Source organism: Acidiphilium iwatense (assembly GCF_021556475.1).
Classification (GTDB): domain Bacteria; phylum Pseudomonadota; class Alphaproteobacteria; order Acetobacterales; family Acetobacteraceae; genus Acidiphilium; species Acidiphilium iwatense.
The window spans coordinates 49524-75678 of the sequence record NZ_JAKGBZ010000014.1 but is presented as its reverse complement, the minus strand read 5'-3'; the positions used below and the strand labels follow the sequence as shown (position 1 = coordinate 75678).

The following is a 26155-nucleotide window of genomic DNA, read 5'->3' as shown; positions in this document are numbered from 1 at the left end:
CGTCGTCTGTTCACGGATGCGTGTGACGGGCTTGCATTCAACACGGACTATTCTAAAATAGACCGTGTTGAATGGTAGGAGCTCATGTATGGTTACCGTGATTTGGGACATGCGCGTGACGCCAGAGGCGGCAGACGAAGGCTTGGCGATCATCCGTAAGATCTGGATGGATATGCGCACCATGTTTGCCGGCTACGCCGGGCATCGCCTGTTCGAGGACATCGATCATTGCGGGCATTATGTCGTGGTCAGCGACTGGGTTAGCCGAGAGGAAGCCGATCGCGTGCGAGATTTGTACGCGGATGCGGAGCCGGTCCGGCAACTCGCACCATTGCTGGCCGAGGCTCGCATGCGGATAGTCCTCTCCGAACTTCCATGAGCCCACCCAAGCTGATCGGCAACACTCCAACCCTGACACTGACGATCGCGAACTCGGCGATTGCGCGCAAACCGGCAGGCTCACGCGAGAGGCGGCTGGACGATCCTTTTCGTGATATCGAGGCATTCATCAGATTTGCCTCCGTCTGGCTGGCCGCCGAGAAAGTGACCGTCTCACAGGGCGATCTGGCGCGAATGGTGTGCTGGCGTGATGCTTTGTTTGAAATTCTGACGGCTTTCATCAATGGAACGGCATCGTCAGCCGCGCTCGCGGTTGTCAATCAGGAGGCTGAACGTGCCCTGAGCATACGGCGCATCTCGGCGGAGTTGACGATCGAGACCGCTGTTTGCGATAGCTTTGTAGAATTACTTGTCGGCATGTGTCTCGATGAATTGGAGGCATGTGATCCGACACGCCTCAAGAGATGCTTGCGGCGCGAGTGCGGGTTGTTTTTCTATGACAAAACCCGCAACCGTAGCGCCCGTTGGCATGCCGAAGATCCGTGCGGATGGCGGAGCCGTGGTGAGAGACGGAATCAAGACCGGCCTGTGTGAAAAATGACAGGTGTGCGAAAAGTTTTGACTTGCGCGATGTCGTATCACTCGATGGTGTAGCCCAGGCGTTCGATGATCGGCGCAAGGATCGGCACGATGGGTTCGAGATGACCGCGATAGTTGCGATAGCGGTAGCGCGAGCGGTCGTAGAGTTTTTCAGTGACCTGGGCATAGCTCGCGGTGCGGGCGTAGCGCTGGTTCTTCTCGAATTGCAGGCAGGCCGGGTCGAATTCCTCGCCGATGAAATCGAGCAATCCCCGGATTTCGTGTTCCTGGTGATCGACCACGTCCTCGTAGCGCACCGCGCGGTAGCGGAGTGCAGGAATATTCTCGCGATAATGCGCGATCAGCCCGGCGGTGAGCGCGTAGTGTTTCGCGGCGGTCTCCAGTTCGGCGGCGCAGAAGAACCCGTGGGTCAGATGGTTGGAATAGACCGAGAGAACGACATCGAACGGGTGGCGCAGCAGGTGGATGATCGGCGCCTGCGGGAACATCAGATGGATCAGGCCGAGATGGGTTTCGTTCAGCGGCATCTTGTCGGTGAACCAGGTCGCACCGTCGCGCAGGATGCCGGCCTGACGGACGCGCGCGAGGTAATGGTCGCGCAGCAGGTCGAGCCCTTCGCGCTGGTCGCCCATCCAAAGCTCGGCAAGCGCGTCGGGATAGACCAGCGGGCTCGCGAACAGGCGCGGGATCAGTTGTGTCGAGTCGTTGATGGTGGGTAGTTCGTCGCCGGCGGCGATGCGCGGATGCACCGAGAGCGTCTGCTCGATCAGCGTGGTGCCCGAGCGGGGAAAGCCGACGATGAAAATCGGCTGCGGCATATCGGTGCGGATGGCGGCGCGCGGCAGGGTGGTCAGGCGCCGTTCGGTGAAGAAGGCGCGCAGCCGGTTCGCGAGATCGGCGGCCGCATCGTCCAGATAGCGGCGGGCGCCGAGTTCGATGGCGCGTTTCTTGCCAGCGTCGAAGGCGGCGAAAGCCTCGTCGTAGCGGCCGAGCCGGTCGAGCAGCCGGCCTTTTTCCGAAAGCTCGGCGGGACCGAGCGTGCCGCCCTGGCCGAGCGCGTCGAGTTTCGCCAGTGCCGCCTCGGTCTCGCCCTTGCGGGCGAGAATCGTCGCCCTGGTGAGCGACACGCCGGGATTGTTCGGGGCCAGCGCCTCGGCGCCGTCGATCAGTTTCAGCGCTCGGTCGAATTTACGGTCGGCTTCTTCGGTGCGCGCCCAGCCCAAAGTGGTTTGCAGCACGCCGGGATTGAGCTTGACCGATTTGACATAGAGCGTGCGGGCCTCCGCGATCCGGCCCTGGGTTTTCAGGTTCCAGGCGAGATTGGCGAGGGTGACCGCATCGTCGCGCTCCAGCAGGCGCAGCACTTCGCGGTAATGGTATTCGCCGATCAGCGGCCGGTTCGCCTCGGTCATCACCAGGCCCATCAGGTTGTGCGCCTGGGCGCTGCGCGGCGCGATGCGCACGGCGTTGCGGGCATGGATCTCGGCCTCGGCCAGCGCGCCGCGGGCGAGTAGCATCAGGGTAAGCTCGTTGGTCGGGATGAAGTTATTCGGGTTGATCGCGACCATGCGGCGCAGCAGCGTCTCGGCAGCGCCGAGCTTGCCTTGCTGGCGCAGCAGCCGGTGCAGGGCGAACAGAGCGTCCTCCCGCCCCGGCGCGAGTTCGAGCGCGGCGAGCAGAGCCTGTTCCGCCCTGGCCGCGTCGTTGTCGGCGAGCGCCGCTTCGGCCTGTTCGAGCAGGGGTTTGACCGGCGCCGTCGCATCCGGCGGGCTCAGCGTCGCGAGGTCGAGGCTGCAGCAGCGCTGACGCCGCAATCCCGAACCGCATGGGCAGGGCATCGTATCCACCGCGTTCAGTCGTTCGTGGGGTATTGCGCCATCAGCGCCTTCTGGCGTTGCCATATGCCGAACAGGCGCCAGGCGCCGTAGCGCGGGGTGCCGCGCTTGCGCATCGCGGCGCCGATCCGGAACGCGGTGCCGTAGTGGAAGAACTGGGTGCGGTAAGCTTCGACGATCGAGGTTTCCGGGTCCCAGATATGGGTCGCTTCCGATCCCGCGCCGTTGACCTCGATGATGCTGAAATCCTCGCCCCGGCGCAACGCGTTGGGCGATGCAAAGCGCAGATCGAACCGGCCGAAATGGAACTCGGGAATGTCGCGGGCGATCGCGTCGATCCGGTCGGTCAGCGCCTGGGTGATCAGATGCCGCCCGTCCTTGAAGGTCGAGCCCCGGCAATGATTGCCGACGAATACCAGCCGGGCCCGCTCGCCCTGCGCCGGGATACGCGCCGCCTGGGCGCCGAGCTTGGGCAGCAGCAGATGCGACACCGAGTTGAGCCGCGCATCGGCGGCGATCAGGTCACGAATGCGCGAGCGCCCGTCTCCCGTCACCATCGGGGCGTATTTCAGGGTGACCGAGGTGATCCGCCCGCGCGTCTCGTCCGGGTGGCGGATGTAGAAAATCCCGGCCTCACCCTCGTGCGGCACCAGCGCCTGCAACTGCAGGCGGGTGGCGCGGGGAAATTCGGCGAGGTAGCGGGCGAGATCGGCACTGGTTTCCACCAGTCGGACGCCGGCGCCGTTGCAGCTCATGTCCGGCTTGGCGACGACCGGATAGGCGAGGCCCGCTTCGGCCATCGCCGCCTCGGCCATCGCAAGATCGGCGTCGGTGGCGAGACCCTGGGTGGTGATGCCGATATAGGGCGCGATCCAGCGCCGCGCCTCGGCCCCGGCGAGATCGAGAATGTCGTTCTTCGATTCGCCGCAGATGCCACCGGCTTCGATCCGCGGGTTGGCCAGGGCGGGCAGGGTCAGGCTGCGATGGCGCAGCGCCTGGGCGATCCAGAACAGTGCGACCGGGGCGTAGAACACGGCGCCCGGCCAGAACTCGAAGAAGGAAACCGGCTTGGCCTGGGTACGGCGCGCGATGGCCGCCTGCAGTCGTGAAGCGAGCGAGATATCGCTCATGAACCGTCCTTTCCGATCCGTTCCGCCTGCCAGCGCGTGGCCATGCGTCCCACCACTACGAGAAGAACGACGAAAACCGCAAGTCCAACCCAGCGGTAGGGGCCGAGATAATGCAGCATCAGCGCGCCGAGCTTCAGGCAGAGGAAAAACAGCAGGCTGGTCCAGGCGAGAGTGGCCAGGATCGCGGCGGCGGCGAAGCCGAGGAACGGCGCCTTGAGGAAGCCGCAGGTGGTGTAGGTCGGCAGGCGCAGGCCGGGGACGAACCGGCTGACCAGAACCACCGGAATCAGCCGTTCCGCGACCCAGTCGCGCCCGATATCGCGACGCCGCGCCGGCACCATGCGCTGGGCCCACGGGTGCTCGACCGAGAGCCGGCCGAGCCCGTAGAGCCCGAGATCGCCCAGCACGATCCCGGCATAGAGCGAGCCGAGGGCCAGTGGCAGCGAGACCGCGCCGGCGGCGACCTGCATGGCGGCGAGGAGGGTCGCGGCATCCTCCAGCACGAAGGTGCCGAGAATGATCGTCGTTATCTCAAGGGGCGGACTACCGGCGGCAGAGCCCAGGAGCGTGCTGAATTCGGTTAACCACATGAATTGTTCACATAGGCGAAACCGTGGAATTTACCAATCCGCATCGTCCATGCGATAGCCGGGCGATGATCGGTCCGCTGTCCCATGGGTTCACGCCCGAACTTGTCCGTGTGCTGGCGATCGGGATTTTCCTGCTGACCTATCTCGGGGTCGCGATGGGCAGGCTGCCGCTCTTTCGGCTGGATCGCACCGGGGTGGCCTTCGTCGGCGGGGTGCTGATGGTCGCGTGCGGCGCGCTGACGATCCGGCAGGCGATCGGCGGGATCGATTTCAACACAATCGCGTTGCTGCTCGGCATGATGATCCTGGCCGCCGCCTTGCGCCGGGCGGGGTTTTTTTACCTGGTGACGAACTTTGCCCTGAAGCGCGCGGCGCATCCGCTCGCCCTGCTCGCTTCGGTGGTCGTGGTGTCGGGCGTGCTCTCGGCGGTGCTGGTGAACGACACGATCTGCGTGGTGCTGACTCCGCTGGTGCTCGACATCGTGATCGCCGCCGGTGCCGCGCCGATGCCTTATCTGATCGCGCTGGCGGCGTCGTCGAATATCGGCTCGGTCGCGACGATCACCGGCAATCCGCAGAATATCATCATCGGCAGCTTTTCGGGCATTTCCTATGCGCGGTTTTCCAGCGCCCTGGTGCCGGTGGCGCTGGCCGGGCTCGTGCTCGTCGTGGCGGTGGTGGCGCTGGTCTGGCGCGGCCGCCTGCGCGATGGCGCGGCGCAAGGCCAGGAACTCGCGGAAATGCCGGTGCATCCCAGGCTGATCGTCAAGGCTCTGGTATTGCTCGGGTTTTTCGTGGCGGCCTGCCTCGCCGGCATGGTCCCGGCCGAGGCGGCGCTGATCGCCGCGGCGCTGCTTCTGCTTACGCCGGGGCTGAAAAGCGAAACCCTGCTCGCCGGGGTGGACTGGTCGCTGCTGCTGATGTTCGCCGGGCTGTTCGTGGTGGTCGCGGGGTTGCAGCGCGAGGTGATCACACCCGCGCTGGTGCAGCGGATCGCGGCGCTGCATCCCGGCCGGCCGGCGGTTCTGGTGCCGGTGACGGCGGTGCTGTCCAACATCGTGAGCAACGTGCCGGCGGTGCTGGTGCTGAAACCCTTCATCGCGGCCCTGGCCGACCCGAAGCGCGCCTGGCTGATGGTGGCGATGGCCGCGACCTTCGCCGGCAATTTCACCCTGCTCGGCTCGGTCGCCAATCTGATCGTCGCGGAGCGCGCGCGGGCGCGCGGGATTCCGCTGACATTCAGCGATTTTCTGTGCGCGGGGATTCCGATCACGTTGATAAGCCTGGTTTTCGGTACGCTCTGGCTCATTTACGCCGGATAATTATCCCCATCACGGCCAAACCCCGGTCATCCACAGAATTCTATCGGTAAATGTTATTTTTATCAGTTGGTTATCGAAAATCATTTGCCTCACGGCTGAACGATTCTCGGCAATTTCCCACAATTTTATCCACAGACCCCGCGCTCATAGAACGCATCCTCCAGCGCGGCGAGAAGTGCTGCGCGATCGAGCCCGTCCGGCAGGGCCGGGAAGACGCGGATGCGAATCGTCCCAGGCCGCTTGCGGAATGCGTTGCGGCCCCAGCAGCGCCCGGAATCGGTCGCGACCGGAACGACCGGAAGATGCGCGGCGCGCGCCAGCGCCACGATTCCCGGCTGCAGGGCGACGCGCCGACCTGGAGCGACCCGCGTGCCTTCCGGGAAGATCACGATCTGCCGTCCCGCATCGCCGGCGCGCTTGACCTGCTCGGTCAGGCCGCGCAACGCTTTCGCTCCGCCCGTGCGGTCGAGGGCGATCTGGCCGGCGGGGACGAGCAAAGGCCCGAAAATCGGCAGTTTCGTCAGTTCTTGCTTCAGGATGTAGGTGGGTTTTTCAAGCAGGGTGAGCCAGACCAGCGTGTCGAACGCGGATTGATGCTGGGCGGCGAGGATCACCCCGCCCGGCGGCAGGAATTCCATGCCTTCGACGACGAAATCGATGCCGCAGAAGACGCGCAACGCGCCGAGCACCAGCCGCGCCCAGCCCTGGCCAAAGGGAAGTAACCGGGCGGGTGCGGTGAGACGCAGCACATGGCCCCACAGGCCACCGATCGCGCCAGTGCCGAATATGATCAGGTTGAAGATCCCTGAACCGATCAGAAACATCGGACAACCATCAGAGATGGGCTTCGATGTGGTGCGCGGCGAAGCCGCCGAGCCGAAACCGCACCAGCACGTATTTGGTGAACTCGGCGGCGAGCAGCTTCAGGGTGCGCCAGTCGTCGAGCCGTTCCAGCGCGGGCGGCCGCACCGGCTCGGGCAGCAGGGCGATGCCGGGCATTTGCCGGTGCAATTCGATCAGGGCGCGCGGCATGTGATAATCGGCGGTGACCACGATGAGCGACGTGATGCCGTGGCGCATCGCCCAGCGCGCCGCCTCGCGGGCGTTGCCGCGCGTGGTCGCCGCCCGGTGGCCGAGGCTGATGCGCGTGGCCTTGGCGGTCGCGTTGATGCCGTCGCGCGGGGTGAAATCGCCGAGATAGGTGCCGGTTCCCGCGCCGGAAATCAGCAGGCGCGGCGCGGCGCCGGCCATCAGCAGTTCGAGCCCGGCCTTCACCCGGTCCGCGCCGCCCGTCAGCACAACGATGCCCCCGGCATGGGGCATTGGAACAATGGGTCGTTCGGCGGCGATTTTCGCGAGGAACCAGCCGAACCCGATCAGCCAGAGCATGACGATCAGCAGAACCAGCCGGACGAGCCAGCGTACCCAGCGCCCGCGTCGGCGCAGGCGCAGCGGCTTGCGGCCCGATCCGCTCATGTGAGCTGCTTGAGCCAGCCACGCACGGTCGCCTGGGCGGCGACCCAGCCGATCAGCGCGGTGGCCACGGTGAACAGGACCGGCGAGGCCCAGAGTAGCGGCGGTAGCGCCGATGCCAGCGCCGATGCAGGATTCGTGTTAATGCTGGGGGCGCTGGCGACGAAGCTCGCGGAAAGACGGCCGAGCCAGACCAGCACCGGCAGCGCGACCAGCGCGCCGATCAGCCCGCCGGTCGCGGCGAGGCGCATGGCGCGCCGGGCGAACTGGTTGGCGATGTCCGAATCGAGTGCGCCAAGCCCGTGAATGATCTCGATCGCCTCGCGTCGCTGGGCGAGCCCCGCGCGCACCGCGACCGCGACCACCGAGGCGGCGACCAGCGCCACGATCACCAGGACGGCGGCGGCCGAGGCGCGCAGGCTATCGGTAAGCGCTTCCAGCCTTGCCGCCCAGCTCGCGCCCGATTCGACCAGGGTTCCCGGTGCGATACCGGCAAGTTTGGCGTCCAACGTAGCAGGATCGGGCGTGGCGGTGCGGCTATGGGCGACGATCACGGCAGGTAGGGCGATCGGCAGCGTGCCGTCCGATGCGGCGGCGCCGAGCCAGGGTTTCAGCAGGGTCGCGAGCGATTGCCGCGACAGGACATGCGCATCGGCGAGTCCGGGGGTCGCCTGCAACAGGGTCAGCACCGCGTCGGCCCGGCGCGGTCCGTTCGCCGCCACCGGCTGGCCGGGATTCGGCACCTCGATGGTGATCAGCCCCTGTGCGCCGCTCAGCCAATGGGTCGCGAGTGCCGAGGCGGCGATGCTGCCGGCGAGGGCGAGGGCCGCGAGAAAGCTCATGGCCGCCACCATGAACGGCAGCAGCCGGTCCGCCATCGCGGCGCGCAGGCCGATCCGGTCGGCCCGAGACGCGGCCCGCTTAGCCATGCCGGACCATCCGCCCCGCTTCGAGTTCCATCACCGGCGCGGGGTGGCGTGCGACCAGGCCGAGATTATGGGTCGCGACGATGACGGTGGTGCCCAGCCGGTTGAGCGAGGTGATCAGGTGCATCAGCCGTTCCGCCTGGTCGTCGTCGAGATTGCCGGTGGGCTCGTCGGCCAGAAGCAGCGAAGGCCGGGTGATCACCGCGCGCGCGATGGCGACGCGCTGCTGTTCGCCGCCGGACAATTCGTCGGGCCGGTGATCGAGCCGCCCGGCGAGCCCGACCCAGCGCAGCAACTCGGTCACATCGGCGCGGACATGGGCTTCCTTGCGGCGCGCCAGCCGCATCGGCAGGGCGACATTGTCGTAAGCGGTGAGATGCCGGAGCAGGCGGAAATCTTGGTAGACCACGCCGATCCGGCGGCGCAGCAGCGCGGTACCGCGCCGGTCGAGTTTGGCGGTGTCGGTGCCGAGCAGGTCGATGCGCCCGTTGGTGGGGTGGATCGCCAGATACATCAGCTTGAGCAGGCTGGTCTTGCCCGCGCCGGACGGGCCGGTGAGCCAGCGGAACCCGCCTTCGGGGATGTCGAAATCGATGTCGTCGAGCGCCGTGGCATCGGCGTGGCGCGATACGATCCCGCCGGCCTGCGCGGTGCGCCGGTAGTTCAGCCCGACATGCGAGAAGCGGATCATTGTTCTCCTCTGCCGCGATCCGGCGGGTCAGGGCAAGCGGTTGTCGGCATCTTTGCATCGCCCTGGAAATTTCCGCACGACGCGGCAATACTCCGAACCAATGCCCATCGCCACGCACAAGGATCGCCTCGGCCGCGTCCGGGAGCATATCGGTATCGTCGCCTGTTCCGCCGAAGGTGCTGCGCTTTGCTATCGGACCATCTGCGCGGCGGGTGCGCGGCTGCTCGGCGGCCATGCGCATCCCGAAATTTCGATGCATACGCACTCGCTTGCCGACTATGTCGCCTGTCTCGATCGCGGCGATTGGCAGGGCGTGGCGGAACTGATGCTCGCCTCCGCGGACAAGCTTGCGAAAGCCGGTGCCGATTTCCTGATCTGTCCCGACAATACGATCCACCAGGCGTTTCCTTACGTCGAGTCCCGATCGAAGCTGCCTTGGCTGCATATCGCCGAAATCGTGGCTGCTGAAGCCGCCGGGCGCGGATTCGAGCGGCTTGGCCTGACCGGAACGCGCTGGCTCGTCGAGAGCGCGGTCTATCCGGAAAAGCTCGCGGCGCGCGGGCTGGGATATGTTCGGCCCAGCCTTGCCGAACGCGAGGATATCAACCGTATCGTCATGGATGAACTGGTTTGCGGCGTCTTCACCACCGAAGCGATTGCTTGTTTTCAGCGTGTCATCGGACGGCTCAAAGATGCCGGCTGCGACGCGGTCGTACTCGGCTGCACCGAAATTCCGCTGATCGTGAACGACTCGAATTCTCCGCTGCCGACGCTCGATTCCACCCGCCTGCTCGCGCTTGCGGCGCTGCGCCGGGCGCTGCCGGGATAGACGGACTCTCGGCGATATCTCGGGCTCACGCTGGCCTCGGTTGCGCGGTGCGGGTGAAAATGTCATTCGACGGGCGATGCGGATGACCTGCCCGGATTGCGCTGCGCGCTACGAGATTCCGCCGGATCTGGCGGCGCGCCTGCCGGCGCGGCTGCGCTGCGCGCGCTGCGGCGCGGAATGGCATCAGGACGCGCCGGCGATCCAGCCGCCGGAACCAGCGGTTCCGGCCGAAACCGTGCCCGAAAACGCACCCGAACCTGCAGCCGAGCCGGCTGTCGGCCTCATGCCTGCCGGAGTCGTCGGCATCCCGCCATCTCCCGCCATCGGCACGCCGCCTGTCGCCGTCGCGGCGGTTCCGCCCGAACCGATATCGCCCGCCTCGCCGGTTTCGGCGCGGCGCATCGCCGTCGCTCCCGCGCCGGAGACGGTGCGACTGCTCTGGCTCGCCTCGATCGGCGTTCTCGTCGTTCTGATCGCGCTCGCGATTGGCTTTCGCGGTGCGATCATCCATGCTTGGCCGCCGAGCCTGCGGCTGTACCGCGCGCTCGGCCTCGCCCGCTGAACCGTATTCAGGATATGTCATGACCGAACGGGTCCATCATTCGCTTCTGGTCATCGACACCCATGTCGATATTCCCTGGCCGAACGGTGCCGATTTTCTTACCGACGGGCCGCGCTGCGTCGATTTGCCGAAGCTGAGACGCGGCGGGGTGGGGGCGGTGTGTTTCGCCGCCTATGTGCCGCAGGGCAAGCGCGATGCTTCGGGCGACGCGGAGGCGCGGGCGCGGGCGCTCGGCATGTTGGACACGATTGCGCACATGGGTGCCGAGGAGGGGACGGTGCTCGCGCGCGATGCCGACGCGATCGAGCAGGCGCATCTTGCGGGCAGGATCGCGGTGATTCCGGCGGTCGAGAACGGTACGGCGCTCGGGGGCGATCTCGCATCGCTGGACGATTTCGCGGCGCGCGGCGTGCGCTACATGACGCTGACCCATAACGGCCATAACGCGCTGGCCGATTCGGCGATTCCACGCCGCGACCTCGGCGATGCCGAGGCTGAGCATGGCGGGTTGTCGGCGCTCGGGCGCGCGGCGATCGGGCGGATGAACGATCTGGGCATTCTGGCCGATGTCAGCCACGCGGCGAAATCGACCATGATGCAGGCGGCAGTTCTGTCGCGCACACCGATCGTCGCCACCCATTCCTGCGCGCGCGCTTTGTGCGACCATCCGCGCAATCTCGATGACGAACAGTTAATTGCACTGCGCGACACCGGCGGGGTGATCCAGATCACCATGGTCTCGGCGTTTCTCAAGCCCGGCGCGAAACCATCCGATGTCGGCGTGTTCACCGTCGCCGACCACGTCGATTACGTTGCAGAGCGAATCGGCATCGACCATGTCGGCATCGGCACCGATTTCGACGGTGGCGGCGGCGTCGATGGCTATATGCATGCCGGCCAGACCCCGGCGCTGACCGCCGAACTGGTGAGCCGGGGTTACGACGGCGCGGCACTCGGCAAAATTTGGGGCGGCAATTTCCTGCGCGTGCTCCGTGCGGCCGAAGCCGCACGGAAATAGCGCTTTATTCGCCGAGTTTCGCCGCCACCAGCCGGGCGAAGCGGGCCGGATCGACCGGCGCCTCGCCATCCTGGATGCGCGCGAGATCGAGCAGCAGCGCGGCCCAGTCCGTCATGTCCTCGCCGGCCTCGGCGCGCGGAACGAGCGCTTCGATCAGCCGGTGGGACGGGTTGATGTCGAGCGCGGGTTTCGGCGCGAAGCTCGGCCGTCCGGCCCGGCGCATCAGCCGCTGCAGCGCGAGATCGGCCTGCGCGCCGCCCGCCGCGAGCGCCGCCGGGCTGTCGGTCAGGCGCGACGAGGCGCGCACCTCGGAGACCTGGTCGCCGAGCGCCGCTTGCAGGGATTTCGCCAGTACGGCGAGCGCGTCGGAGGTTTCGGCGGGAGAAAAAATATCCCGCGCGGCGCCGGCATGGACGAGTTTCTTGTCGGCATAGGTGGCCAGCCGCTCGGGCCAGAAAAAATCGATCTGATCGGCCAGCAGAAGCACCTCGAATCCCTTGGCGCGCAGCCCTTCGAGCTGCGGCGAGGTTTTCAGCCGTTCGGCATCCTCGCCGGTGAGGTAATAGATATCGGTCTGCTCGGGTTTCATCCGCGCGACATAGGCATCGAGCGAGGTCAGGGCGTCGTTGGCGGTCGAGCGGAACCGGGCGAGGGACGCGATGTCGGCGCGGTGATCGTTGTCGTCGTAAATGCCCTCCTTCAGCACCGCGCCGAACTGTTCGATGAACGGGCGATAGGCATCCTCGTCCTTGGCGCGGGTTTTCAGCTCGGTCAGCACGCGGTTGACCAGGGCTTTGCGGATGCGCGCGAGAATCGGGGTCGCCTGCAGCATTTCGCGCGAAACATTGAGCGGCAGATCCTCGGTATCGACCACGCCGGCGACGAAGCGCAGCCAGCCGGGCAGCAATCTGGCGTCGTCGGTGATGAACATGCGCCGCACGTGAAGGCGGACATGGCTTTCGCGGTCGTCCTCGGTGACGGCGAACGGCGCATGGCCGGGGATGAACAGCAGCGCCGAGAACTCAAGCGCGCCCTCGGCGGTCCAATGGATGGTCGCCCAGGGTTCGTCGAACATATGGCCGAGATGGCGGTAGAACTCGGCGTAATCGGCTTCGGAAATGTCGGATTTGCGCTTGCGCCAGAGCGCGGTGCCCTCGTTCGCGGCCAGGAACTTGCCGTCGCGTTCGAGCTGGATCGGCACGCTGATGTGGTCGGCCCATTTGCGCAGGATGGTCTCCAGCCGGACCGGCTCCAGATACTCGTCGGCGTCGGATTTGACGTGCAGGATCACGTCGGACCCGGCGGTCTCGCGCGTCGCGGGGCGGATCCGGTAGCCGCCGCGACCATCCGACACCCAGCGATGCGCCGCCTCGGCGCCGGCGCGGCGGGAAATCACCTCGACCTCATCCGCCACCATGAAGGCGGAGTAGAAACCCACGCCGAACTGGCCGATCAGGCTCGGTCGGTCGGCTTCCTTGGCCTGGCTCAGGGTTTCGGCGAAGGCGCGGGTGCCGGAGCGCGCGATGGTGCCGAGATGGCTGGCCAGATCCTCCGCCGTCATGCCGATGCCGTCATCGGTGATGGTGATGGTCCGCGCACCCTTGTCGATCGAAATACGGATCGCGGCGTCCTCGGGCAAAGCGAGGCTTTCGTCGGACAAAGCGAGGAACCGGCGCCGGTCGATCGCGTCGGCGGCGTTGGCGACCAGCTCGCGCAGGAAAATCTCGCGCTCGGAATAGAGCGAATGGACCACCAGATCGAGCAGGCGCCCGACCTCGGCATCGAAGGGGCGGGTGGTTTCGGGTTCGGTCGTCGTGCTCATTGCAATCCCCGTCGAGAGATGAAACGCAGGGGGCCAGATAGGCGAGCGATGGCGCTCTTGCAATCGGGAGCAAAAACGCCAAACTCGAATCATGTCTGGATTCGCTCCGCGCGTGAAAGCGGTGCTCGGCCCGACCAATACGGGCAAAACGCATCTCGCCATCGAGCGGCTGCTCGGCCATGCCTCCGGTATTATCGGGTTTCCGTTGCGGCTGCTGGCGCGCGAGAATTACGATCGCATGGTCGCGGTGAAGGGCGCGCGGCATGTCGCGCTGATCACTGGCGAGGAAAAGATCGTCCCGCCCGATGCGCGGTATTTCTCCTGCACGGTGGAGGCGATGCCGCTCGACCGGAAGGTCGAATTCCTTGCGGTCGACGAAATTCAGCTCTGCGCCGATCCCGATCGCGGCCATGTGTTCACCGACCGGCTGCTGCATGCGCGCGGCATGGTGGAAACCATGTTTCTCGGCGCGGAGACCATCCGCAAGCTGCTCAGGCGGCTGGTGCCCGAGGCCGAGATCGAAACCCGGCCGCGCCTGTCGCGACTGACCTATGCCGGGCCGGCGAAGCTGTCGCGCCTGCCGCCGCGCTCGGCGATCGTCGCGTTCTCGGCCGCCGAGGTCTATGCGATCGCCGAGGCGGTGCGCTCGCGGCGCGGCGGCTGCGCCGTGGTGATGGGCCGGCTTTCGCCGCGTACCCGCAACGCTCAGGTGGCGCTGTATCAGGACAAGGAGGTCGATTTCCTGGTCGCGACCGATGCGATCGGCATGGGCCTCAATATGGATGTCGATCATGTCGCCTTCGCCGGCCTGTCGAAGTTCGACGGCCACCGGCCGCGCCTGCTGGAAGCCGCCGAAATCGCGCAAATCGCCGGTCGCGCCGGGCGCGGCATGCGCGATGGCACGTTCGGCACCACCGGGCGCTGCCCGCTGCTGACTGATGAACTGATCAGCGCCGTCGAATCCCACGCCTTCGAGCCGCTGGAACAGCTGGCGTGGCGCAATTCCACGCTCGATTTCGCCTCGATCGACGCGCTGCTCGCCAGCCTGCTCGCCGCACCGGACCGCCCCGGCCTGGTACGCGGCAACGACGCGTCCGATTTGCTGATCCTCGCCGCCCTTGCCGGCGATGCCGCGATCCGCGACCGGGCGGGTTCGCCGCGCGCGGTACGGCTGTTGTGGGAGGCATGCCAGATCCCGGATTTCCGCAAGCTCGCGACCGATAATCACACCAGGCTCTGCGCCCGCGTGTTCCGGCATCTGCTGGATGACGGAGCGCTGCCGGAGGATTGGGTGGCCGCACAGATTGGCACGCTGGGCCGCATCGACGGCGATATCGACACGCTGATGCAGCGCCTCGCCGATGTGCGAATCTGGGCCTATATCGCGGCACGGGCGGACTGGGTGCGCAACGCGCTGGTCTGGCAGGGCCGGGCGCGCGAGGCGGAGGATCTGCTGTCGGACGCTCTGCACGAGAAGCTGATGGCGCGCTTCGTCGACCGGCGCGCCGCGAAACTCACCCGCAGGCTGGATGAAGCCGAAACCGCCGGCCTGCTGTCGGCGGTGACGCGGGCGGGCGACGTGGTGGTCGAGGGCCATCCGGTGGGCCGGATCGACGGGTTCAGATTCGAACCCGATGCAACGGTAGGGGGTGCCGATAAGCGCCTCGTGCTGCGCGCCGCGCGCCGTGCGCTGGGCGGCGAGATGCCGCGCCGGGTGGCCAGGCTGGACGCGGCACCGGACACCGCGTTTTCGCTCCGCGCGGACGGCACGATCGTCTGGCAGAATGCGGGGATCGCCCGGCTGCGCCAGGGCAGCGCGGTGCTCGCGCCGGCGATTGAGGTGATCGAGAGCGAATTTCTCGACGGCGCCTTGCGCGAGACGGTGCGCATGCGCTTCGCCCGGTTCATCGAGGCGAAGATCGCCCATGACCTGATGCCGCTGTTCGCAGCCTGCCGCGCCGCCGAGGCGGAGCCGGAACTGCGCGGGGTGATGCACCGGCTCGCCGAGCAGGCGGGCATCTTGCCGACCTCGCCGATCGATGCGGCGCTGCGGCCCAGATTGCGGCGGATGGGGGTGCGCGCCGGGGCTTTCGCGCTCTATTTGCCCGCCTTGCTCAAGCCGCGCCCGGCGGCCTTGCGCGCGACCCTGTGGGCGGCATGGCGCAAGCGGAATTTGCCCGCTCTGCCGGCGCCGGGTCTGGTATCGGTCGCGGCACCGGATTGGCCGGACGGGCTTGCGGCGTTTCTCGGCTGGCTGGTCTGCGGCACGCGCGCGATCCGGCTCGATATCGCCGAACGCATCGCAGGCGAATTGCGCCACGCCGCGCGGCGGCGGCCGGCACCGCTGCCGCCCAGCCTCGCCTCGCGGCTGGGGGTTGCGCAGGAGGATCTGACCGCAGTGCTGCGCGGCCTCGGTTTCCGGGTCATCCCCGAGGAAGCGCCGGCAGAGGGCGTGTTCGGGCCACCGATGCCGGCGCGGATCGCGATCGCGCCGGCGCGCCGACTCGCGGTCAAGGCGCCGGAAGCGCCGCCGGTTCCGGTGAATCCCGACCATCCTTTCGCGGCTCTGGCCGGGTTCCACCGTGCCGCTTCCTGACGGCGCGGACGAGGATGCCGCGTGGCAGCGGCTCGACAAATTCCTGTTCCATGCGCGATTCGTGAAAACCCGTGGTCTTGCCGGCCGGCTGATCGCGGCGGGGAGCGTGCGGATCAACCGACAGGTCACCGAAAAGCCGCATGCGCGGCTGCGGCAGGGCGACGTGCTGACGCTGGCGCTGCCGATGGGCGTGCGCGTCGTGCGGGTGCGCGCGATCGGGAAGCGGCGCGGCCCGTCGACCGAGGCGCGGCTGCTGTATGAGGAAATCGCGGAACAGCCGCCATGAGCGCGCTAATCTTGCACGTGCGGGCGCTTGGGGGCATATCGCGGCTCAAGAGAGTTCTGGGGTGTGTACCCAATGGCGATGTGGCCGCGACCGGAGGGATTTTGGCCGCTGGCCAGGAGAGAGGAGTGAAGTGATCTTGCCGATCATGAACGACGAACGACATAGCCGGCGGCCAAAAGCCCCCGATCCCTTCGGGCTGGGGCGCAAATCGCGGCTGAGGGCGTTGTCCGGCTTGGCCGATGCCCCACATCGGCCTGCGCCGTCCGCCTGCTCAGCCGCGATTTGCGCTCCCAGCGCGGCTCACGCCGCCATTGGGTACACACCCTAGTCTTAGGAGTGCGCGATGACCTACGTGGTCACCGAAAACTGCATCAAATGCAAGTACATGGATTGCGTGGAAGTCTGTCCGGTGGACTGCTTCTATGTCGGTGAGAACATGCTGGTGATTCACCCCGACGAATGCATCGATTGCGGCGTGTGCGAGCCGGAATGCCCGGCCGAGGCGATCGTGCCGGATTCGGACGACAAGGCAGTCGCGTGGCTGGAAAAGAACCGCGATTTCGCGTCGCTCTGGCCGAACATCACCCGCAAGGGCGCGCCGCCCGACGATGCGGATGCGTGGAAGGACAAGCCGGGCAAGGCCGAGCTGTTTTCCGCCGAACCGGGAGTCGCCTGAGAGCGGGGCGTCGAGTCGGGGCAGGCCGCGCCGTTTCCGAATCGACGATTTTCTGTTATCGTGACTGAGTTTCCTCGGGTCTTCGCCCGCAGCCGATCATCGCGGCGGCGGATACGACTCCTCTCGATGGGGTTCATCATGAAAAATGCCGGATCGCCGCGTCAAGCGATCGTCGCAGCCGCAAAACCGCAGCCTCGCAAACCCGCAGCCCCCGCCAAGACGGCGCCAGCGCCGGCGAGCGCCGCGAAATCCAAGGCCAAAACAGCAGGTGCGAAGCCGAAGCCCGCCGTCAAACCGAAACCCGTCGTCAAACCGGCCGCGCCGAAAAAAGCGGCTCCCAAGCCGAAAGCCGAAGTCAAGGCCAAGCAAGCGACGGTGAAGATCGCACCCAAGCCGGCGGCCACGAAATCGACGCAAAGACCGGCCAAACCTGCGGTCGTGGCGAAGCCGGCGCCGCCGGCCCAGCCCCGACCCCGACCAACGAAACAAGCGGATCCGGTCAAGCGGCCGGCCGCACCACAAAAAGGCTCCCCCACCGACATGACTGTTAGCGCACAAGCCGTTCTGAAGGACAAGCCTCTCAAGGATACCGGCAAAGACACCGGCGAACCCAGGCCGGTGGAGACGCCGCGCGCCGCGAAGGAAGCGGCTCCGGCGCAGGCCGTGCCTCCCACCGTGGCCGAACGCGACGCGATGCCGCCGCCCGGCCCGCGCCCGGTGCTGCCGCAGCGCGCCATCGCCAAGGCCGAGATATTCAAGGCGGGCGATCACGTGATCTACCCGACCCATGGCGTCGGCAAGGTCGAACGCATCGCGACCGAGGAAATCGCCGGGCAGAAGCTCGATCTGATCCACATCACCTTCGACGAGAACCGGATGACCCTGCGGGTGCCGGTAAACAAGGCGCGCACGGCGGGGCTGCGCAAGCTCTCCGGCCGCAAGCAGTTCGACGAGGTGCTCGCCGCGCTGAAGGGCAGGGCGCGGATCAAGCGCACCATGTGGTCGCGCCGGGCACAGGAATACGAGGCGAAAATCAATTCCGGCGACCCGATGGCGATCGCCGAGGTGGTGCGCGATCTGCACCGCAATGCCGGCCAGCCCGATCAGAGCTTTTCCGAGCGGCAGATTTTCGAGGCGGCGCTGGAACGGCTTGCCGCCGAATACGGCGCGCTGGAAGGACTCGACAAGCAGGCGGCGATCGACAAGCTGCTGGTGTTTCTCAAGGCCGAGTGAAAAGCGTTGGCGACGGCGGGATTGTCCGCATGGACAGTCTGCGCCGGACCGGCGATGATGGCGCATGCTGTTCGATCTCACCGCCCTGAAACCGCTCGATCAATACAAACTGCTGGCCTCGACCGTGGTGCCCCGGCCGATCGCCTGGGTCGTCACGCTCGACGCTGAGGGCAGGCTGAACGCCGCCCCTTTCTCGTTCTTCAATGTGTTTGGCTCCGGGCCGCCGATTTTGTGTATCGGCATCGGCGCGCGCCGGCCGGGCGACTGCAAGGATACCGGCGAGAATATCCGGCTGACCGGCGAATTCGTGGTAAACTTGGTCGCACATGACAATGCCGAGGCGATGAACGTCACCGCGATCGAATTCGGACCCGAGATCGACGAACTGGCCGAGGCGAAGCTGACCACGCTGCCTTCGGCGAAAATCAAGCCGCCGCGCATAGCGGAAAGCCCGGTCGCGATGGAATGCGTGCGCCATTCCATGATCGAATTCGGGCCGGACCGGGCCTTGGTGGTCGGTCGGGTGGTCGCCATGCATGTGCGCGACGATGCGGTGCTCGATGCCGAACGCTGCCATATCGACACGCCGAAGCTCGATCTGATCGGAAGAATGCACGGCGCCGGGTGGTATTCGCGCACCACCGAGCGGTTCGACATGCCGCGTATTCTGGTGGATGAGTGGCATTCGGTCGAATAGCGAGCCTGTGAGACCGGCCCCGCTCGCGCTGACCATGGGCGATCCCGCCGGCATCGGCGGGGAAATTATGGCCGGATCGTTCCCTATGTTTCACGTGAAACATAGGGTGAACATCGTGCCCTATTTTCTGGTCGGCGACCCGGACTGGGCGGAGGGCTTCGGCGTTCCGGTCGAAGTGATCGCCGATCCCGCCGAAACCGCCTTGGTGTTTCCGCGCGCGCTGCCGGTGCTGCCGGTGCGGCTTGCGGCGACGGCGATTCCCGGCAGCCCCGATCCGCGCAACGCTCCCGCGGTGATCCGGTCGATCGAAATCGCGGTGCGGCTGGCGATGGACGGGCTTGTTTCGGGCGTCGTTACCAATCCGATCGCCAAATCGGTGCTCTACGCCGCCGGTTTCGCCCATCCCGGTCATACCGAATTCCTCGGTGTGCTGACCGGGGCGGCGCATCCGGTCATGATGCTCGTCTCACCCGGCCTGCGCGTGGTGCCGGTGACGGTTCATGTGTCGCTCCGCCGCGCGATCGAGACGTTGACCACCGAGGCGATCATCACTGCCGGACGAATTACCCATGTCGCGCTGATTCGCGATTTCGGCATCGCCTCGCCGCGCCTCGCCGTCGCCGGGCTCAATCCCCATGCGAGCGAGGGCGGGGCGATGGGCGATGAGGAAGCGCGGATTATCGCTCCGGCGATCGCCGCGCTGCGGGCGGAGGGAATTGCCGCGTTCGGGCCGCTGCCGCCCGACACCATGTTCACCCAAGCCGCCCGCCATACTTATGACGCGGCGCTCTGCATGTATCATGACCAGGCTCTGATCCCGCTCAAGACCATCGACATGGAGAATGGCGTGAACGTCACCCTCGGATTGCCGATCATCCGCACCTCGCCCGATCACGGCACCGCCTTCGACATCGCGGGCAAGGGCATCGCCCGGCCGGCGAGCCTGATCGCGGCGCTACGCCTCGCATCCGCGATGGCTGCCAACGTGGCAGCGGGGGTCCTCCGATGACCGCGCTGCGGCTCGGGGTCAATCTCGATCACGTGGCGACCCTGCGCAACGCGCGCGGTGCCGACTATCCCGACCCGATCCGGGCGGCGCATCTGGCGATCGAGGCGGGGGCGGACGGCATCACGCTGCATCTGCGCGAGGATAGGCGGCATATCCGCGATGACGATATTCGTCGCGCCCGCGCCCTTCCGATACCGCTCAACATGGAAATGGCGGCGACCGATGAAATGGTCGGGATCGCCTGCGGACTCCGGCCGCACGCGTGCTGTCTGGTGCCGGAGCGGCGCGCCGAGATCACCACCGAGGGCGGGCTGGACGTGGCGGGGAACGCCGGTTCGCTCGGCCCGGCGATCGCCCGGCTGCGCGAGGCCGGGATTCGGGTGTCGCTGTTCGTCGATCCCGAACCACCCCAGCTCGAAGCGGCGGCGGCACTCGGCGCACCGGTCGTCGAGTTGCATACCGGCGCCTATGCGGAGCAAAAACCGGGCGAGCTTGAGCGGCTGGTCGAGGGGGCACGGCTGGGGGCATCGCTCGGGCTGGAGGTTCATGCCGGGCATGGGCTGAGTTTCACCAATGTTGGGCCGGTCGCCGCGATTCCCGAGCTGCGCGAACTCAATATCGGCCATTTCCTGGTGGGCGAGGCGGTGTTCATCGGGCTGGCGGAGTCGATCCGGCGGATGCGCGCGCTGATGGATGCCGCGCGCCGCCACATCGCATAACTTGCCATTAGCAGTGGCCGCCTTCAAAAGACCGGCGATGTATCTGGCCCGACGACCCTCGCGGCTCGACCGCTATATTTTCGGCCAGCTCGCGATCGGGCTGGTCGCGGCGACGCTCGGGCTGGTCGCGCTGATCTGGCTCACCCAATCGCTGCGGTTCATTCAGCTCATCATACAGCGCGGCCTGTCGCCGTTCGTGTTCATCCATCTCACCGGGCTGCTGCTGCCGAGCTTCTTCGCGGTGATCCTGCCGATCACCTGCTTTATCGTGACGTTGTTCGTCTATACGAGGCTCTCTTCCGATCGCGAGCTGACCGTGATGCGCGCCTCCGGCCTGTCGGACGCGGCGATCGCGCGGCCGGCGCTGGCGCTGGCGGGGGTGACCATGATCCTGTGCTGGGTGCTGAATATCTGGCTGGTGCCGACGAGTCTTTCGAGCTTTCGCAAGTTCGAGTTCGAGATCCGCAACAAGGTCGCCGCCTTTCTGCTGGAACCGGGCGTGTTCACCCCGATTCCCGGCCATATCACCGTCTATATCCAGCGGCGCGACGCGAATGACGTGCTGCATGGCATTCTGATCGAGGATTCCCGGCAGAAGGGCGTGCCGGCGACGATTCTCGCGCGTACCGGGCGGCTGGTCGCCGGGCCGGCGGGGCCGGAAGTTCTGCTGCGCGACGGGTCGCGCGAGCAGGTCGATGCCAAGACCGGGCGGCTCAATATTCTGAGCTTCAAGCGGAACCTGATCGATCTCGCGCAATCCAGCACGACCAAGTTGACCGCCGCGCCCAAGACCTCCGAAGCGACGATCTGGCAGCTGTTTCATCCGAACCCGGCACAAATTCCGCCGGCGACGCGCAAGAAATGGCACGCCGAGGCATGGCGTCGGCTGGCGACACCCTTCGCCGTGCTGTCCTATACGCTGATCGCGCTGCTGGCGGTGCTGCGCAGCCCGTTCCGCCGGCATGGCGGGACGATCGCACTGGCGGGAGCGACTTTCGGGATCACGTTTCTGGTGGCGCTCGGGATCGGGGTGGATAGCCTTGCGGCACGGCAGAACGGCCTGATCCCGCTGATTTTCGTGGTCTCGGCCGGCCCGGCGATCGCGGGCGCCGTCCTGCTGCTGCGCGCCGGCCGGCGCGCCCGGATCGTGCCGGCATGAAGAGGTTGCGCCCGCTGCTGCCGCCGCTGACTCTCTCGATTTATGTCGGCAGGCGATTCCTGCTCGCGGTGATCGGGATGCAGGCCGGGCTGACCGCGATCGGGTCGCTGTTTGATTTTCTCGACCTGCTGCGCCAGGCCTCCGACAAGCCGAAAGCGACTTTCGGCCGGGTGCTGGTGATGGAGATTCTGCGCATCCCCTGGCTCGGGATGCAGATTCTGCCTTTCGCCGTGCTGCTCGGCGGGATTTTCGCCTTCTGGCGGCTGACCCGGTCGTCCGAACTCGTGGTGGCGCGTGCCACCGGGGTCTCGGCGTGGCAGTTTCTCGCCATGCCGGTTCTCTGCGCCGCGCTGATCGGGGTTTTCACGACGGCGGCGATCAGCCCGGTTTCGGCGGTCATGTTCGCCCGCGCCGAAACGCTCTACTCGACATATCTGGAGATCGGCTCTGGTCCACTGTCGCTGCAGGGCGGCCAGCTCTGGCTGCGCCAGACCGATCCCGCCGCCGGGCCGGGCGGAATCGCGATTCTCCACGCCGACAACGTGCATCTCAAGGGCAAAATTCTCACCACCGGCCATATGACGGTGCTGCGTCTCGGCCCCCACACCACACTGCGCGACCGGATCGAGGCGGCGGGCGGCCAGCTTGAGCCGGGCGGCTGGACATTGGATCGTGTCGCCGTTCTGGCCCCGGATGCACCGCCCAAAACCCTTCCGGGCATGCATTTTCCCACCGACCTGACAGTGGGCCGGGTGCAGGAAAGTTTCGCGAGCCCGAGCGCATTGTCGTTCTGGGCGCTGCCGGGATTCATCCGCCTGCTCGAGCGCTCGGGATTTTCGCCGACCCGGCACGAACTTGCGTTTCAGAGTCTGCTCGCCCTGCCGCTGCTCTGCGCGACCATGGCGCTGGTGGCGGCCGGGTTCTCGATGCGCCCGGCGCGGCGCGGCGGCGTCGCGCAGATGCTCGGCGCCGGCATCGGCTGCGGCTTCGCGCTGTTCATGCTCTCGGAAGTCGCGGCGCAGTTCGGCAAATCGGGCGCGCTGCCGGTGATTCTCGCGGCCTGGGCGCCTGCCGCAGCCGGGCTGATGCTCGCGCTTGCGTTGCTGCTCCATCTGGAGGATGGCTGACCGATGCAGGGAGCTCAACGCTGGCGGCGGCTTGCCGGTCTCGGCCTCATGGCTTGCGCGATCGGCGCGGTGCCCACGGCTTCCCGCGCGCAGATGGCCGGGTTGATCGCCGGGCCGGAGCGGCCGATTTCGAAATCGAAGCCGGTCACTTTCCTGGCCGACCGGGTTTCCTACGACCACAAGACCGGAATCGTCACCGCGACCGGCGAGGTGCAGGCCTGGCAGAACGGCCATATCCTTTATGCCGACAAGGTGGTGATCGACCAGGCGCATAATACCGCGACGGCGATCGGCCATGTCGTGCTGATGGAGCCCTCCGGCCAGGTGACGTTCGCCAAGCGGGCGGATCTCTCGCAGGGCATGAAGAACGTGGTGATGCATGACGTCGCCACCATCCTCGCCCAGAACGGCCGGATGGTCGCCAACGGCGCGCGGCGCTACGGCGGCGTGATCAACGAATTGTCGAAGCCGGTCTATTCCACCTGCAATCTGTGCAAGCACGATCCGACCGCGGCGCCGTTATGGCAGATCAAGGCGCGGAGCGCCGTCGAGGATCTGCAGCACAAGGTGATCGAGTATCACGACGCCGAGTTGCAGATTTACGGCTTTCCGGTGTTCTACCTGCCCTATATCTCGCAGCCCGATCCGTCGGTGAAGCGCCAGAGCGGCCTGTTGATCCCGGCATTCGGCAGTTCGACCCATATCGGCGAGTTTTTCGCGATTCCATATTTCTGGGACATCGGCAAGAGCCAGGACGCGACGATCGTACCGATCCTCGCGACCAAGGCCGGCCCGGTGCTCGACGTGAAATATCGCCGGGCGCTCAATTTCGGCAAGCTGAACATCAACATCTCCGGTGGCCGCGACCGCTATGCCAATGCGGGGGGGTTCTCGGATGCGATCTTTGCGAACGGCACGTTCGACCTGAACGATACGTGGCGTGCCGGTTTCGCCTACAACCGGACCTCCACCGTCCAGTACCTCAACGATTTCCGCTATTTGCCGAACGCGGCGTTCCTCGCCTCCAACGCCTATCTCGAAGGATTCGGCCAGGGATCCTACGCGAAAATCGACGCGCAGACCTATCAGGGGCTGGTCGCGACGATTTCGCAGGACAAGCTGCCGATCGTCGCTCCCTATGCGCGCTACGCCTATTTCGGTGCGCCGGACGCGTGGGGCGGCCGATTCTCGATGGCGGCGAGCGCGTTCAATATTTTTCGCCATGACGGCACCGACAGCCGGCGGGTCGCCGTGGTTTCGAACTACGAACTGCCGTTCGACGGGCCGATGGGCACGCTGTTCGACGCGCGGGTGCGGCTGATCACCGCTGGATATTCCGCCAGCAAGCTGAACGAGCAGCCGAATTTTTCGAGCGAAACCAGCGCGACCACCGCGCGTGCGATTCCGATCGGGGCGGTATCGATGCGCTGGCCGATGGTGCGCTCGGCCGGGAGCTGGGGCGAGCAGATGATCGAGCCGCGCGTGCAACTGGTCGCCGCACCCAGCTACGGATTGCGCCAGACCCAGGTGATTCCGAACGAGGACAGTCTCGATCTTCAGTTCACCGACGCCAATCTGTTCAGCCTGCAGCGGTTCGGCGGGATCGATCGTTTCGCCGGCGGTTCGCGGGTCGATTACGCGCTGCAGGGGGCGTGGTATCTGCCGGGTGGCGCCTATGCGACCGGCATCGTCGGCCAGTCCTACGCGTTTCACAAAAGCCTGCTCTATCCGCCGGGCAGCGGACTGAACGACAACGTCTCGGACATCGTGGCGCGGGCGACGGTCGCGCCGGTATCCTGGTTCAGCCTGACCTATCGGACGCGGCTGTCGCACAAGGATCTCGGCGCGCGGCTGATCGATACCTACGCCACCTTCGGCAACAGCGCGCTGCGCTTTACCGGCGGCTATCTCTACAGCAACACCAACCCGTATTATCTGTTCACCCAGGCGGGCGAGCCGCCGCCGGCCTATTTCGTTCCGCGCCGCGAGTTCACCCTCGGCGCCTCGACCTCGCTGATCCCACATTGGACGTTTTCCGGTGCCACCCAGCGCAATCTCGCGACCGGGACATTCGACAATGCGGCTCTGTCGGCAACCTGGCAGAACGAGTGCACCGCGGTGAATATCAGCTTCTACCGGACCTTCACCTCGTTCAACTACGATCACGGCAATACCACGCTGCTGATCAACATCACCCTCAAGACACTCGGCAACTTCGGATTCAGCGCCATATGAAATTCTCGCTCGTTTGTTCGCTCGCGCTCGCCCTGGCTGCCGCGGCGGTCGGCCCGGTGCCAAATGCCCAGGCGCAGAGCGCCCAGATCGCCGCCGTGGTGAACGGCTCGGTCATCACCAACCAGGATGTCGATGCCCGCGCCCGGCTGTTCGCCCTGTCCGCCGGGCTGCCGCAGGACCCGGCGATCCTCGCGCGGCTGAAGCCGCAGATCACCAGCGAGCTGATCGATCAGACCCTGCAATTACAGGCGATCGAGAAACACAAGGTGGTGGTGCCGCAGGCGCGCATCGCCGCCGCGCTGGCGCGGATCAACAAGGCGAACGGATTGCCGGCCGGCGGGCTGGAGGCGAAATTGCGCGCGGCGGGGATTCCGTATTCCACCCTGGTCAATCAGTTCCGCATCGAACTCGGCTGGACTAGCGTTCTGAAGAAGCAGCTCGGTGAAGGCCTGCGGCCGACCCGCCAGGACATTCTGGCCGAACAGCGTGCGATGAAGCGCGAGATCGGCCAGACGCAATATCATATCGCGGAAATCTTCATTCCGATCGAACGGCCGTCGCAAGAAGCGAATGCCAAGCATTTCGCCGACACCGTGATCAAGCAGTTGCGCAACGGTGCGCCGTTCCCGGTGGTCGCGGCGCAGTTCAGTCAGAGCCAGAGCGCCTTGACCGGCGGCGATCGCGGCTGGGTCGAACCCGATCTGCTCGATCCGGCGGTGCGGTCGATCGTCGAGCGGATGCCGGCCGGGGCGATCAGCGATCCGGTACGGGTCGCCGGCGGCTACGAGATCGTGCAACTGCTCGGCACGCGCAAATTCGGCGAGCAGAGCGAGACGCTGCTCCATATCCGGCAGGCTTTCCTGCCGTTTCCGGCGCCATTCGAAGGCGGCCAGCCGACTGCCGGACAGCTTGCGGTGCTGAGCCATGCCAATGCGCTGCGCGGCACGCTGCACGATTGTTCCGCGGTGTCGGCGGCGAATGCGGCGGCGGGCAATGTGCGCAAGGCCGATCCCGGCCCGATCAATCTCGCCACCGTGCAGCCGGCGGCGTTCCAGAGCCTGCTCGGCGGTTTGCCGATCGGCCAGATCAGCCAGCCGCTGGTATCGCATCGCGGCGTCGCGCTGGTGATGGTGTGCAGCCGCGAGACCAGCAAGATGGGTCTGCCGAGCGTGCCGGAAATCGCCAATCTGCTGGTGCAGCGCCGGGTTTCGCTCGAGTCGCAGCAATTGATGGATGCGCTGCATCGTCAGGCGATCATTCAGCGCTATCCGGCCGGGTAGC

At 66.3% G+C, this 26155-nt stretch carries 26 protein-coding genes; 17 read left to right on the top strand and 9 right to left on the bottom strand.

Translation table 11 applies throughout. From position 1 onward, the window contains the following. Positions 1 to 88 precede the first annotated feature (88 nt). Positions 89 to 379 (top strand): antibiotic biosynthesis monooxygenase family protein, encoded by a 291-nt coding sequence (locus tag L2A60_RS09255; protein ID WP_235704091.1) that lies wholly within the window; start codon positions 89 to 91, stop codon positions 377 to 379. Beyond that, positions 376 to 933 carry a CGNR zinc finger domain-containing protein gene (locus L2A60_RS09250; RefSeq protein WP_235704090.1) on the top strand — a complete coding sequence of 186 codons (558 nt, stop codon included), beginning with the start codon at positions 376 to 378 and terminating at the stop codon, positions 931 to 933. Before L2A60_RS09255 ends, L2A60_RS09250 begins: the two co-directional genes overlap by 4 nt. Before the next feature lie 44 nt (positions 934 to 977). On the opposite strand, the gene L2A60_RS09245 is transcribed toward L2A60_RS09250, so the two are convergent. From L2A60_RS09245 to L2A60_RS09235, 3 genes are read right to left on the bottom strand one after another with little or no spacing between them, the layout of a single operon-like run. Beyond that, complete coding sequence (locus L2A60_RS09245; RefSeq protein ID WP_235704119.1) at positions 978 to 2777, bottom strand: tetratricopeptide repeat-containing sulfotransferase family protein; 1800 nt, start codon at positions 2775 to 2777, stop codon at positions 978 to 980. Positions 2778 to 2791: 14 nt separating this feature from the next. After that, a complete protein-coding gene (locus tag L2A60_RS09240) occupies positions 2792 to 3904 on the bottom strand; it encodes a D-alanine--D-alanine ligase (protein WP_235704089.1) in 1113 nt (370 codons plus the stop codon). Further along, positions 3901 to 4494, bottom strand: a complete 594-nt coding sequence (locus L2A60_RS09235; RefSeq protein ID WP_235704088.1) for a DedA family protein — start codon at positions 4492 to 4494, stop codon at positions 3901 to 3903. Before L2A60_RS09235 ends, L2A60_RS09240 begins: the two co-directional genes overlap by 4 nt. Positions 4495 to 4559: 65 nt before the next feature. On the opposite strand from L2A60_RS09235, the gene L2A60_RS09230 reads away from it, so the two are divergent. Continuing rightward, entirely contained in the window at positions 4560 to 5816 is a 1257-nt protein-coding gene (locus L2A60_RS09230) for an SLC13 family permease (RefSeq protein WP_235704087.1), read from the top strand. Between the two features lie 125 nt (positions 5817 to 5941). Here the strand turns inward: L2A60_RS09230 and L2A60_RS09225 are convergent, their stop codons facing one another. The 4 genes from L2A60_RS09225 to ftsE are packed head-to-tail and all read right to left on the bottom strand — an operon-like array spanning position 5942 to position 8906. Further along, positions 5942 to 6640 carry a lysophospholipid acyltransferase family protein gene (locus L2A60_RS09225; protein ID WP_235704086.1) on the bottom strand — a complete coding sequence of 233 codons (699 nt, stop codon included), beginning with the start codon at positions 6638 to 6640 and terminating at the stop codon, positions 5942 to 5944. A 10-nt stretch (positions 6641 to 6650) separates the two neighbouring features. Further along, a complete protein-coding gene (locus L2A60_RS09220) occupies positions 6651 to 7292 on the bottom strand; it encodes a YdcF family protein (protein WP_235704085.1) in 642 nt (213 codons plus the stop codon). Next, a complete protein-coding gene (locus L2A60_RS09215; RefSeq protein ID WP_235704084.1) occupies positions 7289 to 8218 on the bottom strand; it encodes a cell division protein FtsX in 930 nt (309 codons plus the stop codon). Before L2A60_RS09215 ends, L2A60_RS09220 begins: the two co-directional genes overlap by 4 nt. Then, entirely contained in the window at positions 8211 to 8906 is a 696-nt protein-coding gene (gene ftsE, locus L2A60_RS09210; RefSeq protein ID WP_235704083.1) for a cell division ATP-binding protein FtsE, read from the bottom strand. The genes L2A60_RS09215 and ftsE overlap by 8 nt, the downstream gene beginning before the upstream one ends. A 100-nt stretch (positions 8907 to 9006) precedes the next feature. Here ftsE and L2A60_RS09205 point away from each other — a divergent pair, with 100 nt between their 5' ends. From L2A60_RS09205 to L2A60_RS09195, 3 genes are all read left to right on the top strand, one after another. Next, positions 9007 to 9735 (top strand): aspartate/glutamate racemase family protein, encoded by a 729-nt coding sequence (locus tag L2A60_RS09205; RefSeq protein WP_235704082.1) that lies wholly within the window; start codon positions 9007 to 9009, stop codon positions 9733 to 9735. Positions 9736 to 9811: 76 nt separating this feature from the next. Then, positions 9812 to 10297: a zinc-ribbon domain-containing protein gene (locus L2A60_RS09200; RefSeq protein WP_235704081.1), complete on the top strand. Its 486-nt coding sequence runs from the start codon at positions 9812 to 9814 to the stop codon at positions 10295 to 10297. A 19-nt stretch (positions 10298 to 10316) separates the two neighbouring features. After that, positions 10317 to 11315 carry a dipeptidase gene (locus tag L2A60_RS09195; protein ID WP_235704080.1) on the top strand — a complete coding sequence of 333 codons (999 nt, stop codon included), beginning with the start codon at positions 10317 to 10319 and terminating at the stop codon, positions 11313 to 11315. Positions 11316 to 11319: 4 nt separating this feature from the next. Here the strand turns inward: L2A60_RS09195 and htpG are convergent, their stop codons facing one another. Further along, a complete protein-coding gene (gene htpG / locus L2A60_RS09190) occupies positions 11320 to 13137 on the bottom strand; it encodes a molecular chaperone HtpG (RefSeq protein ID WP_235704079.1) in 1818 nt (605 codons plus the stop codon). A gap of 91 nt (positions 13138 to 13228) precedes the next feature. Here htpG and L2A60_RS09185 point away from each other — a divergent pair, with 91 nt between their 5' ends. From L2A60_RS09185 to fdxA, 3 genes are all read left to right on the top strand, one after another. Next, positions 13229 to 15733, top strand: coding sequence for a helicase-related protein (locus tag L2A60_RS09185; protein ID WP_235704078.1), 2505 nt, complete (start codon positions 13229 to 13231; stop codon positions 15731 to 15733). Beyond that, positions 15720 to 16019: an RNA-binding S4 domain-containing protein gene (locus L2A60_RS09180; protein ID WP_235704077.1), complete on the top strand. Its 300-nt coding sequence runs from the start codon at positions 15720 to 15722 to the stop codon at positions 16017 to 16019. The genes L2A60_RS09185 and L2A60_RS09180 overlap by 14 nt, the downstream gene beginning before the upstream one ends. Positions 16020 to 16362: 343 nt before the next feature. Then, positions 16363 to 16695: a ferredoxin FdxA gene (fdxA, locus tag L2A60_RS09175; RefSeq protein ID WP_235704076.1), complete on the top strand. Its 333-nt coding sequence runs from the start codon at positions 16363 to 16365 to the stop codon at positions 16693 to 16695. 161 nt (positions 16696 to 16856) lie between these two features. Here the strand turns inward: fdxA and L2A60_RS20590 are convergent, their stop codons facing one another. After that, the gene (locus tag L2A60_RS20590; RefSeq protein ID WP_268920198.1) at positions 16857 to 17237 is read right to left on the bottom strand and encodes a hypothetical protein; all 381 of its coding nucleotides are present in this window, start codon (positions 17235 to 17237) and stop codon (positions 16857 to 16859) included. On the opposite strand from L2A60_RS20590, the gene L2A60_RS09165 reads away from it, so the two are divergent. From L2A60_RS09165 to L2A60_RS09130, 8 genes are all read left to right on the top strand, one after another. After that, a complete protein-coding gene (locus tag L2A60_RS09165; RefSeq protein WP_235704118.1) occupies positions 17236 to 17928 on the top strand; it encodes a CarD family transcriptional regulator in 693 nt (230 codons plus the stop codon). The genes L2A60_RS20590 and L2A60_RS09165 overlap by 2 nt on opposite strands. A 64-nt stretch (positions 17929 to 17992) precedes the next feature. Then, entirely contained in the window at positions 17993 to 18625 is a 633-nt protein-coding gene (locus tag L2A60_RS09160) for a flavin reductase family protein (protein WP_235704075.1), read from the top strand. After that, positions 18603 to 19634 (top strand): 4-hydroxythreonine-4-phosphate dehydrogenase PdxA, encoded by a 1032-nt coding sequence (gene pdxA / locus L2A60_RS09155; RefSeq protein ID WP_407932534.1) that lies wholly within the window; start codon positions 18603 to 18605, stop codon positions 19632 to 19634. Before L2A60_RS09160 ends, pdxA begins: the two co-directional genes overlap by 23 nt. Next, entirely contained in the window at positions 19631 to 20353 is a 723-nt protein-coding gene (locus tag L2A60_RS09150; RefSeq protein ID WP_235704074.1) for a pyridoxine 5'-phosphate synthase, read from the top strand. The genes pdxA and L2A60_RS09150 overlap by 4 nt, the downstream gene beginning before the upstream one ends. A gap of 13 nt (positions 20354 to 20366) precedes the next feature. Next, entirely contained in the window at positions 20367 to 21512 is a 1146-nt protein-coding gene (gene lptF / locus L2A60_RS09145) for an LPS export ABC transporter permease LptF (protein WP_235704073.1), read from the top strand. Then, positions 21509 to 22639: an LPS export ABC transporter permease LptG gene (gene lptG / locus L2A60_RS09140; RefSeq protein ID WP_235704072.1), complete on the top strand. Its 1131-nt coding sequence runs from the start codon at positions 21509 to 21511 to the stop codon at positions 22637 to 22639. Before lptF ends, lptG begins: the two co-directional genes overlap by 4 nt. 3 nt (positions 22640 to 22642) lie before the next feature. Then, entirely contained in the window at positions 22643 to 24874 is a 2232-nt protein-coding gene (locus L2A60_RS09135) for an LPS-assembly protein LptD (RefSeq protein WP_235704071.1), read from the top strand. Continuing rightward, a complete protein-coding gene (locus L2A60_RS09130) occupies positions 24871 to 26154 on the top strand; it encodes a peptidylprolyl isomerase (protein ID WP_235704070.1) in 1284 nt (427 codons plus the stop codon). Before L2A60_RS09135 ends, L2A60_RS09130 begins: the two co-directional genes overlap by 4 nt. Position 26155: the final 1 nt, after the last annotated feature.